General features: G+C 71.5%; 15 protein-coding genes and 1 pseudogene. 9 read left to right on the top strand and 7 right to left on the bottom strand.

What is annotated here, in order from left to right; genetic code table 11:
• Positions 1 to 5 precede the first annotated feature (5 nt).
• Complete coding sequence (locus ACFYPA_RS05120; RefSeq protein WP_389129582.1) at positions 6 to 1,220, top strand: RNA-guided endonuclease InsQ/TnpB family protein; 1,215 nt, start codon at positions 6 to 8, stop codon at positions 1,218 to 1,220.
• A gap of 121 nt (positions 1,221 to 1,341) precedes the next feature.
• Positions 1,342 to 1,734: pseudogene (locus ACFYPA_RS05115) on the top strand (glycosyl hydrolase family 18 protein); the annotation flags it as partial.
• Positions 1,735 to 1,818: 84 nt separating this feature from the next.
• On the opposite strand, the gene ACFYPA_RS05110 reads toward ACFYPA_RS05115, so the two are convergent.
• The 3 genes from ACFYPA_RS05110 to ACFYPA_RS05100 form a co-directional block, all read right to left on the bottom strand.
• The gene (locus ACFYPA_RS05110) at positions 1,819 to 2,466 is read right to left on the bottom strand and encodes a hypothetical protein (RefSeq protein ID WP_389129579.1); all 648 of its coding nucleotides are present in this window, start codon (positions 2,464 to 2,466) and stop codon (positions 1,819 to 1,821) included.
• A 166-nt stretch (positions 2,467 to 2,632) separates the two neighbouring features.
• On the bottom strand, positions 2,633 to 4,252 hold the full coding sequence (gene aceB / locus ACFYPA_RS05105) for a malate synthase A (protein ID WP_389129576.1): 1,620 nt from the start codon (positions 4,250 to 4,252) through the stop codon (positions 2,633 to 2,635).
• A 234-nt stretch (positions 4,253 to 4,486) separates the two neighbouring features.
• A complete protein-coding gene (locus ACFYPA_RS05100; protein WP_389129573.1) occupies positions 4,487 to 5,125 on the bottom strand; it encodes an NTP transferase domain-containing protein in 639 nt (212 codons plus the stop codon).
• Between the two features lie 206 nt (positions 5,126 to 5,331).
• Between ACFYPA_RS05100 and ACFYPA_RS05095 the strand changes: the two genes are divergently transcribed.
• Entirely contained in the window at positions 5,332 to 5,646 is a 315-nt protein-coding gene (locus tag ACFYPA_RS05095) for a DUF5955 family protein (RefSeq protein ID WP_359081997.1), read from the top strand.
• Positions 5,647 to 5,661: 15 nt separating this feature from the next.
• Here ACFYPA_RS05095 and ACFYPA_RS05090 read toward each other — a convergent pair whose 3' ends face one another.
• Both ACFYPA_RS05090 and ACFYPA_RS05085 read right to left on the bottom strand, forming a co-directional pair.
• Entirely contained in the window at positions 5,662 to 6,300 is a 639-nt protein-coding gene (locus ACFYPA_RS05090; RefSeq protein ID WP_359081998.1) for a response regulator transcription factor, read from the bottom strand.
• Positions 6,297 to 7,505: a sensor histidine kinase gene (locus ACFYPA_RS05085; RefSeq protein WP_389129570.1), complete on the bottom strand. Its 1,209-nt coding sequence runs from the start codon at positions 7,503 to 7,505 to the stop codon at positions 6,297 to 6,299. Before ACFYPA_RS05085 ends, ACFYPA_RS05090 begins: the two co-directional genes overlap by 4 nt.
• A 110-nt stretch (positions 7,506 to 7,615) precedes the next feature.
• Between ACFYPA_RS05085 and ACFYPA_RS05080 the strand changes: the two genes are divergently transcribed.
• The 3 genes from ACFYPA_RS05080 (at position 7,616) to ACFYPA_RS05070 (ending at position 10,872) form a co-directional block, all read left to right on the top strand.
• Positions 7,616 to 8,704: an ABC transporter permease gene (locus tag ACFYPA_RS05080; RefSeq protein WP_389129567.1), complete on the top strand. Its 1,089-nt coding sequence runs from the start codon at positions 7,616 to 7,618 to the stop codon at positions 8,702 to 8,704.
• A complete protein-coding gene (locus tag ACFYPA_RS05075; protein WP_359082001.1) occupies positions 8,701 to 9,381 on the top strand; it encodes an ABC transporter ATP-binding protein in 681 nt (226 codons plus the stop codon). The genes ACFYPA_RS05080 and ACFYPA_RS05075 overlap by 4 nt, the downstream gene beginning before the upstream one ends.
• A gap of 234 nt (positions 9,382 to 9,615) precedes the next feature.
• On the top strand, positions 9,616 to 10,872 hold the full coding sequence (locus tag ACFYPA_RS05070; RefSeq protein WP_359082002.1) for a DUF4157 domain-containing protein: 1,257 nt from the start codon (positions 9,616 to 9,618) through the stop codon (positions 10,870 to 10,872).
• Between the two features lie 78 nt (positions 10,873 to 10,950).
• Here the strand turns inward: ACFYPA_RS05070 and ACFYPA_RS05065 are convergent, their stop codons facing one another.
• Positions 10,951 to 11,751, bottom strand: a complete 801-nt coding sequence (locus ACFYPA_RS05065) for an IclR family transcriptional regulator (protein ID WP_359082003.1) — start codon at positions 11,749 to 11,751, stop codon at positions 10,951 to 10,953.
• Positions 11,752 to 12,075: 324 nt separating this feature from the next.
• Here ACFYPA_RS05065 and allB point away from each other — a divergent pair, with 324 nt between their 5' ends.
• From allB to ACFYPA_RS05050, 3 genes are all read left to right on the top strand, one after another.
• Positions 12,076 to 13,422: an allantoinase AllB gene (gene allB / locus ACFYPA_RS05060; RefSeq protein ID WP_359319091.1), complete on the top strand. Its 1,347-nt coding sequence runs from the start codon at positions 12,076 to 12,078 to the stop codon at positions 13,420 to 13,422.
• A gap of 2 nt (positions 13,423 to 13,424) precedes the next feature.
• On the top strand, positions 13,425 to 14,540 hold the full coding sequence (gene alc, locus ACFYPA_RS05055) for an allantoicase (protein ID WP_389129562.1): 1,116 nt from the start codon (positions 13,425 to 13,427) through the stop codon (positions 14,538 to 14,540).
• A 108-nt stretch (positions 14,541 to 14,648) separates the two neighbouring features.
• Positions 14,649 to 14,975: a putative quinol monooxygenase gene (locus ACFYPA_RS05050; protein WP_359082006.1), complete on the top strand. Its 327-nt coding sequence runs from the start codon at positions 14,649 to 14,651 to the stop codon at positions 14,973 to 14,975.
• Positions 14,976 to 15,003: 28 nt separating this feature from the next.
• Here ACFYPA_RS05050 and ACFYPA_RS05045 read toward each other — a convergent pair whose 3' ends face one another.
• Positions 15,004 to 15,834: an aldo/keto reductase gene (locus ACFYPA_RS05045; protein WP_389129560.1), complete on the bottom strand. Its 831-nt coding sequence runs from the start codon at positions 15,832 to 15,834 to the stop codon at positions 15,004 to 15,006.
• Positions 15,835 to 15,907: the final 73 nt, after the last annotated feature.

Raw genomic sequence — 15,907 nt, 5'->3', positions numbered from 1 at the left:
GCTGGTTGATTCGTGCGTACAAGTTTCTCTTACGGCCCACCGTGGGGCAGGCGATCGCGCTGGGTGAAATGCTGCGTGATCACTGCTCGCTCTACAACGGTGCGTTGCAGGAACGCCGTGACGCCTACCGCCACCCCTCGAGAACGAGCGTCAAGTACGGGATGCAGTCCGGACAGCTCAAGGACATCAGGGCCTTCGACCCCGAGCGTCAGGGCCGCTGGTCGTTCAGCTCCCAGCAGGCAACCTTGCGAAGGCTGGACAAGGCGTTTACCGCGTTCTTCCGTCGGGTCAAGGCAGGGGACAAGCCCGGCTACCCGCGCTTTCGCGGGGTGAATTGGTTCGACACGGTGGACTTCCCCCGGGACGGGGACGGGTGCCGCTGGGACTCGACCCCGCACGACCCGGTCACCCGGGTCCGCTTCCAGGGCGTCGGGCACGTCAGGGTCAACCAGCACCGGGCGGTGCTCGGCACGGTCAAGACCGTCAGCGTGAAACGCAAGGGCCGCAAGTGGTTCGTCGTACTCACAGCCGAACAGGCCGTGCCCGAGCCACTGCCCGCGACCGGCTCCGACATCGGAATCGACCTCGGGATCGCCTCGTTCCTCACCGACTCCGACGGCACCCACATCCCCAACCCGCGCCACGCCCGCAAGGCCGCCGCCAGGCTGGAGGCCGCGCAGCGGGCGCTGTCTCGGTTCCCACGATGCAGGGCCAAGGACCGCACCCGCAACCATCAGCGGGCGGTGGAGAAGGTGGGAGCCCTGCACGGCAAGGTGCGGCGTCGGCGGCTCGACCACGCACACAAGACCGCGCTCACCCTGGTCCGCGCGCACGACTTCATCGCGCACGAAGACCTAAAGATCCGCAACATGAGCAAGGCCCCCGCACCGAAGCCCGATCCCGAGAGGCCGGGCGCGTTCCTGTCCAACGGGGCTGCGGCCAAGGCCGGGCTGAACCGTTCGATCGGTGATGCCGGTTGGGGGGTGTTCCTGACGATCCTGAACGCGAAGGCTGAGAGTGCCGGGCGGGAAGTGATGGCCGTGGACCCCCGCAACACCTCCCGGCGGTGTCCCGCATGCGGGCACACCGCGAAGGAGAACCGGCCCACACAGGAGAAGTTCCACTGCGTCGACTGCGGCCACCGGGCTCATGCCGACGAGGTCGGGGCACTCAACGTTCTACGGGCCGGGCTGGTCCGTCGCAACGCCAACACGGCATAGCGAGAAGCCCCGCCCTTCAGGGCGGGGAGGAGTCACGGAACGACATGTATCCGCTCCCCCCGAGGACCGCCTCACCGGTCCCAGCCGCAAGGGAGAACCATGTTCGAGCACCTGCCCCTCAGACGGAGGACGGCGACCGCGCTGCTCGCCGTCCTCGCCCGGTATCCCGTTCTACGGCCGCGGTGGGCAGAACGTCACCGACGGCGGGGCCGGCGGCGCATGGCAGCCCGCGGGCGGGGCCGCCCCCGGCCAGTTCTCGGAGGAGGCCGGCACCCGGGGCTACTCCAACCTCATCGGCGCATACCCGACGATGACGGTGCACCACGACGAACAGTCCGTATCGACTTACGGATATACCGGCAACCAGTGGTGGTCGTTCGACGACACCTGGTCCATCGGCAGGAAGACGGCCTATGTGAAGGACAAGGGCCTGCTGGGCGTCATGGTCTGGGAGCTGTCAGGTGACACCCCGCAGGGCACGCTGATGAGCGCGCTCGACTCCGGACTGGACTAGCGCGCACGGGGACGACGTCCGGCCCGCGGAGTTCCGGCGGACTCCGCGGGCCGGACACGCGCGGGCGGCCCGCCCGCCGCGGTGTCACAGGATGATGCGGTCCCGCACCCATCGCAGACAGTCCTCGTCCGCGACGGGCAACTCCTCGCCCGCCGGCCAGGGAAGCACGGTCAGGACCAGGTGCGTCAGATATCCGTACGGGCCGCCGTCCTCGCGCGGGGCGAGCACGACGCCGTGCTCGCCCATCCGCCATATCCGGCACCGCAGGAAAGGCCCCATGCCGAGCCAGTCGTTGGAACGCAGCGTGCGCACGGGCGGCCCGAGCTCGGCGGCGACGACGTCCGCCGCCCGGTCGAGCACGGCTTCGCACTCCGCTTCGGCGGGCGCCTCGAGAAGGACCCAGCCCGGCAGCCCGGCCCACTCCTGGACGAGCTCGACGAGTGCGTCGTGACCGTACTCGTCGGGATCCGGGGGATCGACGGGGTACGCCTCGCCAAAGGTCAGGATCAGCGTGCACTCCGGGTCGCCCAGCGGGGTGCCCTCGTACCACAGGACGTGATGGTGCCTGGTGAGGACGGCGTCACAGACGAGATGGGTGTACTCCCAGCCGAGCTCCTGCTCGCTGAACGCGTCGAACTCCTCCTCGGGGACGGCCGGCAGCGCGGGCATGGCCAGCAACTCCCGTACGGCGGCGGGGGAGAGCGGCGAGTGGGCGAGTGAATGCACGGGCACGGGGTGCGGGGCTCCCTTGTTCGATGCGGGGCGGCGTCGGGCCCGAGGGCCGACGCCGAGATGATTTCACGAGGGCAGGGCGCGCCCTGGGCCCCGCCCCGACGCCCGACACGCCTCCGCCCCCGGCGCCGCGCGGCACCGGGGGCGGAGACGTTCGAGCGAGGCGTCAGCGCAGCTGCTCGTACGCCGGCAGTGTCAGGAAGTCCGCGTAGTCCTGGTCCAGGGAGACCTGGAGGAGCAGGTCGTGGGCCTGCTGCCACTTGCCGGTGGCGAAGGCCTCGTCGCCGATCTCGTTGCGGATCGCGGTCAGTTCCTCGGCCGCGACCTTGCGGGCAAGTTCCGCCGTGGCGTGCTCGCCGTTCTCGAAGACCACGTCCGCGTTGATCCACTGCCAGATCTGCGAGCGCGAGATCTCGGCCGTGGCCGCGTCCTCCATCAGGTTGAAGATGGCGACCGCGCCCATGCCGCGCAGCCACGCCTCGATGTAGCGGATGCCGACCGCGACGGCGTTGCGCAGACCGTCGTACGTGGGCTTCGCGTGCAGGGTGTCGATGGCGATCAGGTCGCCCGGGGCCACCGAGACGTCCTCGCGCAGGCGTTCCTTCTGGTTCGGCTTCTCGCCGAGGACCGCGTCGAAGGAGGCCATGGCGATCGGGACCAGGTCGGGGTGGGCGACCCAGGAGCCGTCGAAGCCGTCGCCGGCCTCGCGGTCCTTGTCGGCCTTGACCTTCTCGAACGCGACCTTGTTGACCTCCGCGTCCCGGCGCGACGGGATGAAGGCCGCCATGCCGCCGATGGCGTGGGCGCCGCGCTTGTGGCAGGTGCGGACGAGGAGTTCGGTGTACGCCCGCATGAACGGGGCGGTCATCGTCACCGCGTTGCGGTCCGGCAGGACGAACTTCGAGCCGCCGTCGCGGAAGTTCTTGACGATGGAGAAGAGGTAGTCCCAGCGGCCCGCGTTCAGCCCGGAGGCGTGGTCGCGGAGCTCGTAGAGGATCTCCTCCATCTCGTACGCGGCGGTGATCGTCTCGATCAGGACCGTCGCGCGGACCGTGCCCTGCGGGATGCCGAGCTCGTCCTGGGCGAAGACGAAGATGTCGTTCCAGAGGCGCGCCTCCAGGTACGACTCCGTCTTGGGGAGGTAGAAGTAGGGGCCCTTGCCGAGGTCGATCAGGCGCTGCGCGTTGTGGAAGAAGTAGAGGCCGAAGTCGACCAGCGCGCCGGGCACCGGAGTGCCGTCGAGCTGGAGGTGGCGCTCGTCCAGGTGCCAGCCGCGGGGGCGGGTGACGACGGTCGCGAGCTCGGCGGCCGGCTTCAGGGCGTACGACTTGCCGGACTTCGGGTCGGTGAAGTCGATGGCGCGGTCGTACGCGTCCATCAGGTTGAGCTGGCCGAGGACCACGTTCTCCCACGTCGGGGCGGAGGCGTCCTCGAAGTCGGCGAGCCAGACCTTCGCACCCGAGTTCAGGGCGTTGATGGTCATCTTGCGGTCGGTGGGACCGGTGATCTCCACCCGGCGGTCGTTCAGGGCCGCGGGGGCCGGGGCGACCTTCCAGGAGTCGTCCGCACGGATGGCCGCGGTCTCCGGCAGGAAGTCCAGCGTGGAGGTGCGGGCGATCTCGGTACGGCGCTCGCCGCGCCGGGCGAGCAGCTCGTCGCGCCGGGGCGTGAACCGGCGGTGCAGCTCGGCCACGAACGCGAGGGCCGCGGGGGTGAGGACCTCGTCCTGCCGGGGCAGGGGTTCGGCGTCGACGATGGCCAGCGAGGACGGCGCTGGTGCGGACATGAGCTGTCACTCCTTCAGCGGGCGGTGCGGGCGACGTCTCACGGCCGCCGGGTCGCCTGAAATGGCACGGCGTGCCAGGGCTCCGGGATACGGCCGTGGTCGCCGTCCGAGGTGCAGAGGGCTTCTGACCAGTGGATAGTAGTTTCCTCATGGTGGAAGTTCAATGGTTTGTTGATGTCGAGATTCTCCGGGTCGACAGAAGCGGGGCCCTGCTGGCGCAGCGTGCCAGTGCGCTTACTCGAGGTGCGTCAGGTCCTCCGCCGTGTCGATGTCGTACGCCTGGGCCACATCCGAACACTCGACGAGCGTGATCGCATCGCGGTGTGCCCGCAGATACGCCCGGGCCCCCTGATCGCCCACCGCCCCGGCCGCGATGTCCGTCCACAGATCGGCCCCGAACAGCACGGGGTGACCGCGCTCCCCGCCGTACGAGGCCGCCGCCAGGCTCGTGCGCGAGCGGTACGCCGCCCGCACCCGGGCCACGGCCTCGGCGCCGATGCCGGGCTGGTCGACCAGGAGTACGACCACCGCGTCCACGTCCGTGCCACCGGCCGCGAGAGCGGCGAGCCCCGACCGCAGCGAGGAACCCATTCCCTCGGTCCACTCCGGGTTGACGCTCACCGTGCACCCCGACAACTCGGCGCGTGCCCGCACCTCGTCGGCCGCCGCGCCGAGCACCACATGGAGCGGGCCGCAGCCGCCCTCCCGAAGGGTGCCCACCGCATGGTCGGCCAGCAGGCGGCCGCGGTGTTCCAGCAGGGCCTTCGGACGCCCGCCCAGCCTGCGCCCGCCGCCCGCCGCGAGGAGGAGGCCGGCGATGACGGGGGAGGCGGACGGGGAGGGAGGGGAGGGGGTGCGCGGTGTGCTTGTCATTCCGCCTGGATACACCGGGCGGCCCGTTCCCGCACGCACCCGACCGGTCCGCCGGGCCGCGTCCATGCGCGGGACACTCCGTGTTCCGTCGGTGGAGTGGCGCCGGGCACCTGTCATGGCGTTAACTTGCCCGCATCCCCGGACACTTGACCACGGTACGGGGCTCGGTCGGAACACCAGCACAAAGATGTGCGAGGGGGAGAGCTTTGTTGAAGAGCGTGGGGCAGGCGCGGGTGACCAGCAGTGGTGAGGACCCGAGAGTGACGGAGCTGCGTACGGCCGTCTCCCGGCTCCGCCGTGAGCTGGCCGGACATCCCGCGGAGTTCCCGGACCGCGCGATCGCCGAGGACGAGCTCGCCGCACTGGACGCGATGGCGGCCGGTGGCGCGCCCGAGATCCCCCGGCTCCGCCGGTCGCTGCTGCTGATCGCGGGGGCGGTCGGTTCGGTCAGCGCGCTGGCGTCGGCACTCAGGGACGTACGGATCGCGGTGGATCTGTTCGGCGAGCCGCCCCGGCGCTGAAGCGGGGGACGTCTTTCAACGTCGGATGAGTCGGCGGGCCGTCGCCGCCGCCACGGCCGCCGTGCGTGAGTCCACGCCCAGCTTGGCGTAGATGTGCACGAGGTGGGACTTCACCGTCGCCTGGCTGAGGAAGAGCTTCTTGCTGATCTGGAGGTTCGACAGGCCCTCGCCGACCAGTCGCAGGACCTCCAGCTCGCGCTTGGTGAGGGCCTGGGCCGGCATCCGCATCCGGTCCATCAGCCGGTGCGCGACGGCGGGCGCCAGGGCGGAGCGGCCGGCCGCGGCCGTACGGACCGCGGCGGCCAGCTCCTCCGGCGGGGCGTCCTTGAGCAGGTAGCCGGCCGCGCCCGCCTCCACCGCCGCCAGGATGTCGGCGTCGCTGTCGTACGTCGTCAGGATCAGCACGCGGGGCCCGTCCGGCGCCGCCGTGATCGCGGCGGTCGCCTCCGAGCCGTGCAGTCCCGCACCGAACTGCAGGTCCATCAGGACGACGTCGAACTCACCCGTCGCGGCGAGGGCCACCGCCCGTTCCGCGGTGTCGGCCTCGGCGACGACGCGGAAGTCCGGCTCGGTGTCGAGGACGGCCCGCAGGCCCGCCCGTACCACCGGGTGGTCGTCGGCGAGCAGCAGCCGGATCGGCGTGGTGTCGGTCATGCGGCGTCCTGTCCGGTCCGGCGGTCGGGGAGCGGCAGCGGCAGGGTCAGGGCAACGGCCGTGCCCTGACCGGGCGCCGATTCGACGCTCAGGGTGCCGCCCAGCGAACGGGCCCGGGACCGCATGGCCGGCAGGCCGAAGCCGCCGGTCCCGGTGCCCGTGCTCGCGGCGGAGTCGTCCGTGAAGCCGTGGCCGTCGTCGACCACGTCCAGTGCCACCGAGGTGTCCATGAAGCTGAGGGTGATCTCCGCCCGCCGCGCGTCCGCGTGCTGCAGGGTGTTGGCCAGCGCGGACTGAGCGGTACGCAGCAGCGCCACCTCGTAGGGGGTGGGCAGTTCCACCGGGGTACCGCTCACGGCGAACTGCACGGTGAGGCCGGGCGTCGTGGTGCGGGCCGAGAGCCGCTCCAGGGCGGCGGCCAGGGAGCCGTTCTCCAGATCGGGCGGCGTCAGGGCGCGTACGAAGCGACGGGCCTCGGCGAGATTGTCCTGGGCGGCCTCGCGGGCCCGGCGGACATGGCCGGCGGCGGGGGCGTCCGAGGGAAGGGTGCGCTCGGCGGCGCGCAGCAGCAACTGGATGCTGGAGAGGCCCTGCGCGAGGGTGTCGTGGATCTCGCGGGCCAGCCGCTCCCGTTCGGCGAGGGTCCCGGCGGTGCGCTCCGCCTCGGCCAGCTCCGCGCGCGTCGAGACGAGCTCCTCGATGAGCTCGCGGCGCCGCTCGCTCTCGCGGAACAGCGCGTCGTACCCGAGGACCGTGGCGACCGCGACCGCTGCCCCGAGCAGCGGGCCGATGAACGTGCCGGGGGTGACCGTCTCGCCGTGCAGCAGGAAACTGATGATGGCGGCCGCCGCCGTCATGACCACGGCGGGCAGGCTCCAGCGGATGGGCAGCAGGTGCAGCTGGAGGAAGTAGAGCGGGAACGCCAGCCACAGCGCGTCCGGAGACAGGACGAGCAGCACCAGCCAGAGCACCCACAGCACCGCGAGCCAGACCGCCCCCGCCCGCGTGCGGGGCTGGACCGACGGGGCCAGTGCCCCCGCCGCGTACACCGCCGCCAGCACTCCCGCGACCGCGACGACGGCCCCGGCGTGCGGGGCCGCGTCATTCACGGCCTGGACGGCGGCGAGCGCCAGCAGCCCCAGCAGCAGGGCGTGCAGACACAGCCGCAGCGCGGCGGCGACCGGAGGATGGACACGCGTTTCCATGATTCGTCCAGCGTAGACGCGGGGTGCGCGGGGCCGGTCAATCGAAAGGTTGATGTCGGGACCGGCCCGCGGGCGATGTTTCGGCGGCGGGGAAAACCGAGGCTGGAGTCATGTTCGTCGCATGGAGAGATCTTCGGTTCGCCAAGGGCCGGTTCGCGCTCATGGGCACGGTCGTGGTGCTGATCACGCTGCTCGTGGGCTTGCTGTCCGGCCTCACGGCCGGACTGGCCCGGGAGAACGCCTCGGCCGTCACGGGGCTGAACGCCGACCACATCGCGTTCGCCGCCCCGCCCGACGGTCAGTCGGTGTCCTTCACCAGTTCCACCGTCCGGGAGACCGCCTGGCAGAGCTGGGCGAAGCGGCCCGGGGTCACCGCGGCGCAGCCGCTCGGCATCCGCACGCTGAACGCCGCCGCGGTGGCGGGGGAGCGGACGGCGGCCGTCTCGGCGTTCGGCGTCGAGCCGGGCAGCGGCCTGGCGCCGTCGGGGGCCCCGGTCGGCCCGGGCGAGGTCGTGCTCTCCGAGCAGGCCGCCGAGGACCTGGCGGCCGGCGCCGGTGACCGGCTGCGGCTCGGCGGCGACGAGGTCACCGTCGCGGCGGTCGCCGGCGACGCCTCGTACAGCCATACGCCGGTCGTGTGGACCGCGCTCGCCGACTGGCAGCGCTTCGGGGCCGACGGGGGCGGTGCGGAAACCGCCACCGTGGTCGCCCTGACCACCACCGACGGCGCCGATCTGGCGGCCGGCGACCGCGCGGTGGGCACCAGCACGCTCACGATCGACGGCTCCCTCACCGCCATCGGCTCCTACCAGGCCGAGAACGGCTCCCTCCAGCTGATGCGCGGCTTCCTCTTCGCCATCTCCGCCCTGGTGATCGGCGCCTTCTTCACCGTCTGGACGATCCAGCGCAGCGGCGACGTCGCCGTCCTCAAGGCACTGGGTGCCTCCACGCCGTACCTGCTGCGGGACGCACTCGGACAGGCCGTGGTGATGCTCGCCATCGGTACGGGAGCGGGCACCGCGCTCGCCTCCGGCATCGGTGCGCTGGTCAGCGGCGGGGCCGTGCCCTTCGTCCTGGAGGCGTCGACCGTCCTCGTCCCGGCCGCCGTCATGATCGCCCTCGGCGCGGTCGGCGCGGCCCTGTCCATCCGGCGGATCACCGCCGTCGACCCACTCACCGCACTGGGAAGTGCCCGATGACCCTCACCCTCACCGACATCACGCTCACCTACCCCGACGGCGACAGCCGGCTCACCGCCCTGGACCGGGTCGCGCTCGATGTGCCGGCGGGCACCCTCACCGCCGTCGTAGGCCCCTCCGGCTCCGGCAAGTCGAGTCTGCTCGCCGTGGCGGCCACCCTGGTCACACCCGACGAGGGCGCCGTCGTCATCGCCGGTACGGACACGGCCGGGCTCGGCCGGGCGGACAAGGCGGCGCTGCGCCGCGAACGGATCGGCATCGTCTTCCAGCAGCCCAACCTGCTGCCGTCGCTGACCGCCGCCGAACAGCTCCAGGTGATGACGCACCTGTCGGGCCGTGCGGCGCGCACCGCCCGGCCCCGGGCGCTGGAGCTCCTCGACGCGGTCGGTCTCGCCGACAAGGCCGATCGCCGGCCCCACCAGCTCTCGGGCGGGCAGCGCCAGCGGATCAACATCGCGCGGGCCCTGATGAACGACCCGGCGGTCCTGCTCGTCGACGAACCGACCAGCGCCCTGGACCACGAACGGGGAGCGGCGGTGCTCGACCTCCTCGTCTCGCTGACCCGGCAGCGGTCCACGGCGACCGTCCTGGTCACCCACGACCGGAACCATCTGGACCGGGTGGACCGGACCGTCACGATGCGGGACGGCAGGCTGACCGTCCCGGCACCGGTCTGAGCGGACGTGCCGGGGGGGCGGGTACGACGGAAGGGGGCCGGAACGCCGCGCCGGGCCGTGCCGGATCCACTCGAGCGGCTTCGAGGGCGAGGCCGGCCCGAGCCTCATGCCCGGCCGGCAGGACGGCCGGCGCTGCCCCGGCGGACAGCCGATACTGCCCACCCGGGCCTGGCACCAGTGGTTCCTTACGGCGTATGCAGGAGGATTCGACGAACCTCCGGAGGCGAGTCCCCCTTGCGTGATCACGAGAACGCCCTGGACACCAGAGCCGGTACCGGCCGTGCCGCGGCCCGCACACCGTCGCCCTCGCCGAGGCGCGGTCTGCTGGGCATGCACGCCACCGTCGGTAACGCCGCCGTGGTCCAGATGCTCCGCCGAGCCGGGCACCCCTCGGCCCAGGAGCAGCACACCGCGGGCTGTGCCGACCAGCAGAACGAAGAGGTGACAGCCGCGGTGCAGCGTTCCGCCGTCCGCGACGTCCTGCGGGCGCCAGGGCGGTCCCTGGACGACGCCACACGCACCGACATGGAGAACCGGCTCGGCGCGGACTTCTCCGGCGTCCGGATCCACGACGACACGACCGCCCGGGCGTCCGCCGCGGCGGTCGGCGCCCGCGCCTACACCAGCGGCGACCACATCGTCATAGGTCAAGGCGGCGGCGACAGACACACCCTCGCCCACGAACTCACCCACGTCATCCAACAGCGCCGAGGTCCCGTCGCCGGCACCGACAACGGAAACGGCCTCAAGGTCTCCGACCCCGGCGACCGTTTCGAGCGAGAGGCCGAGGCGAGTGCCACCCGCGCGATGAACCTGTCCTCCCGGACCGGGTTGCCGGTGGAAGAGCGCCGAAGCCGGGCGAACACGGACACGGACGTGCCTCTCCAGCGTGTCAGTACGCGAGGGGCCACGGGGAGTCTGCCGCTCCCGGCCTGGGACCGGCACCCGCCGGTCTGGAGCGGCCCCGCCTTCGGTCCGCAGGGCAACGGCGGCCCCCTCCAGCGGGTGGGCGGGACCAGCGTCACGGTCACGTTGGGGCCGAGTGTCAACGCACCCGCGAACTCGTACGGGGGTTCACGTCCCGGTGCCGCCGAGTGCACGCTTGTCAATGAGCTGAACGCGCGGGACAGCGGCGGCTGGGTCAAGGGGCACCTGTGGAACGACAACTTGGGCGGCCATGGAGTGTCGGAGAACCTCACGCCCATGACCGACAGCACGAACGACAACTTCAACCGCCAGTTCGAAGAGCCGCTGAAGAGGATGCTGCTCATGTGCACGAACCATGCGCAGGCCAATCCGAGCTCGCCGACCTGGTACGGAGTCACCTTCACGGTCAGCACCTACGGCAGAATGTCGACCAACTCGGCCGACCTCGAGCACCTCGTACCTGAAGGGGTCGAACACGAGGCGAGCTACGTACAGATGGACAGAACCACGAACGCCGTCACCTCGATCGCCGCCCCCCAGGGATTCCCGCCGGCGCTCCGTTAGAAGGGTGTCCCGCTTGCCGGCCGGCGGGTACGGCATCCGAGTACGGGGTCTGTCCACGCACCCGGGTGATAGCCCGTCTCAGCTCGCCGACCCGCTGCTGGCCAGCGCCTCGGACAGTTCCTTGGCGGCCTGCTGGAGGATCGGCACGATGCGCTCGGTGGCTGCCTCGGTCACGCGGCCCGCCGGACCGGAGATCGAAATCGCCGCGGAGGTGGGAGAGTCGGGAACCGGGACCGCGAGGCAGCGGACCCCTATCTCCTGCTCGTTGTCGTCCACCGCGTACCCGACCCTGCGGACCTGTTCCAGGGCGTCCAGGAATCCGTCGGGTGTGGTGATCGTCTTCTCGGTGGCGGCCGGCATCCCGGTCCGCGCGAGCAGGGCCCGCACCTCGTCCGGCGAGGTGTGCGCCAGCAGCGCCTTGCCGACGCCGGTGGAGTGCGGCAGCACCCGGCGGCCCACCTCGGTGAACATGCGCATCGAGTGCTTGGACGGCACCTGCGCCACGTACACGATCTCGTCCCCGTCGAGCAGCGCCATGTTGGCCGTCTCGCCCGTCTCCTCGACGAGCCGGGCCAGATACGGGCGGGCCCAGGTGCCGAGCAGTCGCGCGGCGGACTCGCCGAGCCGGATCAGGCGTGGGCCCAGGGCGTAGCGCCGGTTGGGCTGCTGGCGTACGTAACCGCAGACCACGAGCGTGCGCATCAGCCGGTGAATGGTGGGCAGCGGCAGACCGCTGCTCGCGGAGAGCTCGCTCAGGCCGACCTCGCCCCCGGCATCGGCCATCCGCTCCAGCAGATCGAAGGCGCGCTCGAGCGACTGCACACCGCCGCTGGAGCCGGCGGGCTTGGAGTCGGAAGTGCTGGCGTGGGACGGCGGCACGTCAACGGTCCTTTCGAAGCGGAAGAGCAAGGCAGCAGCCTACCGGGCACTTCCCGATCGGCCCACTGTCCAAGGGCCCCGTTCTGGCCGGTCAGGGCTCGTTTGTCCGGGTGTCCGGGTCGGTTCGACGGTCCGTGCGGCGCCTGGTCTGGCCCATTCTACATTCCGCAGTCCGAAATTGGTCTTTTACTTTGTGGAAACCTCTAGTCGAAGCTGCGTGTGGTCGGCTGGGCGTCCCGAGCGGAGGATGGGGTCTTGACGGGTCGCATTCCCGAGTGAAGACTCCTTCAACAGTTCGTTGAATTCATGAAGTGAGGAGCACGGGTGTCCGGTACGGACGTGAAGCTGGTACTGCGCTCGACGCGCGTCGTCACCCCCGGGGGCACACGGCCCGCCGCGGTCCACGTCGCCGGCGGGACGATCGACGCCGTCCTGCCCCACGACGCCGAGACGCCGCCGGGTGCCCGGGTCGAGGACTTCGGCGACGACGTCCTGCTGCCCGGTCTCGTGGACACGCACGTCCATGTGAACGACCCCGGCCGCACCGAGTGGGAAGGGTTCTACACCGCTACCCGAGCCGCCGCGGCCGGCGGGATCACCACGCTGCTCGACATGCCGCTCAACTCGCTCCCGCCGACCACCACCGTCGAACACCTGCGCGTCAAGCAGCGGGTGGCCGAGCCCAAGGTGCACGTCGACACCGGCTTCTGGGGCGGTGCGATCCCTTCGAACGTCAAGGATCTGCGCCCGCTGTACGAGGCCGGGGTGTTCGGCTTCAAGTGCTTCCTCTCGCCGTCCGGCGTGGAGGAGTTCCCCGAACTGGACCAGGAGCAGCTGGCCCGGTCGATGGCGGAGATCGCGGGCTTCGGCGGCCTCCTGATCGTGCACGCGGAGGACCCGCACCACCTGGCGACCGCGCCGCAGCGCGGCGGCCCCGCCTACGCCGACTTCCTCGCGTCCCGGCCCCGTGACGCCGAGAACACCGCCATCGAAGGGCTCATCGCCCACGCGAAGCGGCTGGACGCGCGGATTCACGTCCTGCACCTCTCCTCCAGCGACGCACTGCCGCTGATCGCCGCAGCCAAGCGCGAGGGCGTCCGCGTCACCGTCGAGTCCTGCCCGCACTTCCTCACCCTCACCGCCGAGGAAGTCCCCGACGGGGCCACCGAGTTCAAGTGCTGCCCGCCCATCCGCGAGGCCGCCAACCAGGACACCCTGTGGCAGGGGCTCGCCGACGGCACCATCGACTGCATCGTCTCCGACCACTCGCCCTGCACCACCGACCTCAAGACGCCGGACTTCGCCTCCGCCTGGGGCGGCATCTCCTCCCTCCAGCTCGGACTGCCCGCGATCTGGACCGAGGCCCGCAGGCGCGGCCACTCGCTCGACGACGTCGTCCGCTGGATGTCGGCCGCCCCCGCAGAGCTGGCCGGGCTGCACCACAAGGGCGCGATCACACCCGGCCGCGACGCCGACTTCGCGGTCCTGGCGCCCGACGCCACCTTCACCGTCGACCCGGCAGAGCTCTTCCACCGCAACCAGGTCACCGCGTACGCCGGCCGGACCCTGCACGGCGTCGTGCGGTCGACGTGGCTGCGCGGTGTACGGATCGCCTCCGAAGGCACCCTCGCCGAGCCCCCCACCGGCCGCCTCCAGACAAGGAACAACTGACGATGACGGCGACCACGCACTTCACCGGCGACGCGAACCCGTACGGCGGCGGCGACCCGTACGCCGACTACCGCACCGCAGACTTCTCCTTCACCCACCTCGTCGACCTCGCCGACCGGCGGCTCGGCGCCGGTGTGATCGCCGCCAACGACGAGTTCTTCGCCGAGCGCGAGAACCTGCTGAAGCCGGAGCCCGCGCACTTCGACCCCGAGCACTTCGGGCACAAGGGCAAGATCATGGACGGCTGGGAGACCCGCCGCCGCCGCGGCGTGAGCGCCGCACAGCCCCACCCCACGGCCGATGACCACGACTGGGCGCTCGTCCGGCTCGGCGCACCCGGTGTCGTACGCGGCATCGTCGTCGACACCGCCCACTTCCGCGGCAACTACCCGCAGGCGGTCTCCGTCGAAGCCGTCTCCCTGCCCGGCTCACCCTCCCCCGAGGACCTCTGCGCGCCCGACGTGAAGTGGACGACGCTCGTCCCCCGTACGGCGGTCGGCGGCCACGCGGCCAACGGTTTCGCCGTCGACGCGGTGAGGCGCTTCACCCACCTGCGGGTCAACCAGCATCCCGACGGCGGCATAGCCCGGCTCCGGGTGTACGGCGAAGTGGCCCCCGACCCCGCCTGGCTGACGGCGCTCGGCACCTTCGACCTTCTCGCCCTGGAGAACGGCGGCCGGGTCGAGGACGCCTCCGACCGCTTCTACTCCCCGGCGACGAACACCATCCAGCCCGGCCGCTCCCACAAGATGGACGACGGCTGGGAGACCCGCCGCCGGCGCGACCGGGGCAACGACTGGATCCACTACCACCTCGTCGAGGAGGCGGAGATCCGTGCCGTCGAGATCGACACCGCGTACCTGAAGGGCAACTCGGCGGGCTGGGCCTGCCTTTCGGCCCGCGACACGGGCAGCGGCGACTGGACCGAGGTGCTGCCCAGGACCCGGCTGCAACCCGACACCAACCACCGCTTCGTCCTGCCGGAGGCCGTACGGGCCGCTGAGGTCCGCATGGACATCTACCCGGACGGCGGCATCTCGCGGCTGCGGCTCTTCGGCTCGCTGACCGCACAGGGTGCGGCACGGCTGGCGGCCCGCCACGCAGAGCTGGGCGGCTGAGTCCCGGGGGCGGCCGCACCGCCCCTGCCGCAGCCTGTCCGTATTCGGGCGATAGCGTAGGGATGCGGTGCCCTGCCCGGGTGCCCGCACACCCCCACAGGAGTCGCCATGATCTTCATCGCCGTCAAGTTCACCGTGCGCACCGCCGAGCGCGACAACTGGCTGCCGGCCGTCCAGGAGTTCACCCTCGCCACCCGGCAGGAGCCCGGCAACGTGTTCTTCGACTGGTCCTACAGCGTCGAGAACCCGGACCAGTTCGTCCTGCTGGAGGCGTTCGCGTCCCCCGAGGCCGGCGCGGCGCACGTGCGGTCGGCGCACTTCGCGGCGGCGATGGACACGATGGCCGGCCTGGTGGCGGAGGTGCCCGAGATCATCAACGTCGAGGTCCCGGGCGAGGGCTGGTCCCGCATGGCCGAGGTGCAGCCGAGGTCGTAGGGGGCGCGGTCCGGCCCGGCGTCCCCGCTCAGAACTCCTCGTGCACCTCGGGGTCCCCGCCGAAGCGCTCGTGCGGACCGGCCGAGATGCGGGCCAGCTCGTCCGGCGTGAGCTCGAAGCCGAACAGATCGAGGTTCTCGCGCTGCCGTCCCGGGTCGGCCGACTTCGGGATCGGCACGGCGCCCAACTGGGTGTGCCAGCGCAGCACGGCCTGCCCCGGTGTCACCCCGTGCGCCCCGGCGACAGAGACGAGCTCCGGGTCGGCCAGCAGATCACGGCCGCGCCCCAGTGGGCTCCAGCTCTCCGTGACGATGCCCTTGGCGTCGTGCACGGCCCGCAGCTCCTCCTGCGGCAGCCGCGGGTGCATCTCGATCTGGTTGACGGCGGGCAGCACCCCCGTCTCCTCCTCCAGGCGCGCCAGGTGGCCGGCGGTGAAGTTGGAGACTCCGATGGACCGCACGAGCCCGTCCGCGCGCAGCCGGATCAGCGCCCGCCACGTGTCCACGTACAGATCGACGCGGGGCAGCGGCCAGTGGATGAGATAGAGGTCCACGTAGGCCAGACCGAGGTTGCGGCGTGACTCCTCGAACGAGGCGAGGGTCTTCTCGTAACCGTGGTGCCTGCCCGGCACCTTGGTGGTGACGAAGACGTCCTCGCGCGGGACGCCGCTGCGGGCGATGCCGCGCCCCGTACCGGTCTCGTTGCCGTAGTTCAGGGCGGTGTCGACGAGCCGGTAGCCGAGGCCCAGCGCCCCGGCCACCGCTTCTTCGGCCGCGTCGTCGTCCAGTGGCCAGGTGCCGAGTCCGACCGCGGGCAGTGTGCGGCCGTCGTTGAGGGGGTGGGCCGGGGTCGCGGGCATGGTCGTCCCTTCCGTACGGATCGCTGCCCGGCCAGCCTAGGGGCTGTCCCGTAATCCCTGGTGGATCAGCGCG

The organism is Streptomyces sp. NPDC005775, assembly GCF_042871565.1.
In the GTDB taxonomy this organism is placed as follows: Bacteria; Actinomycetota; Actinomycetes; order Streptomycetales; family Streptomycetaceae; genus Streptomyces.
Note: the sequence above shows the minus strand (reverse complement) of the source record. Positions and strands in the feature narration are given on the sequence as shown.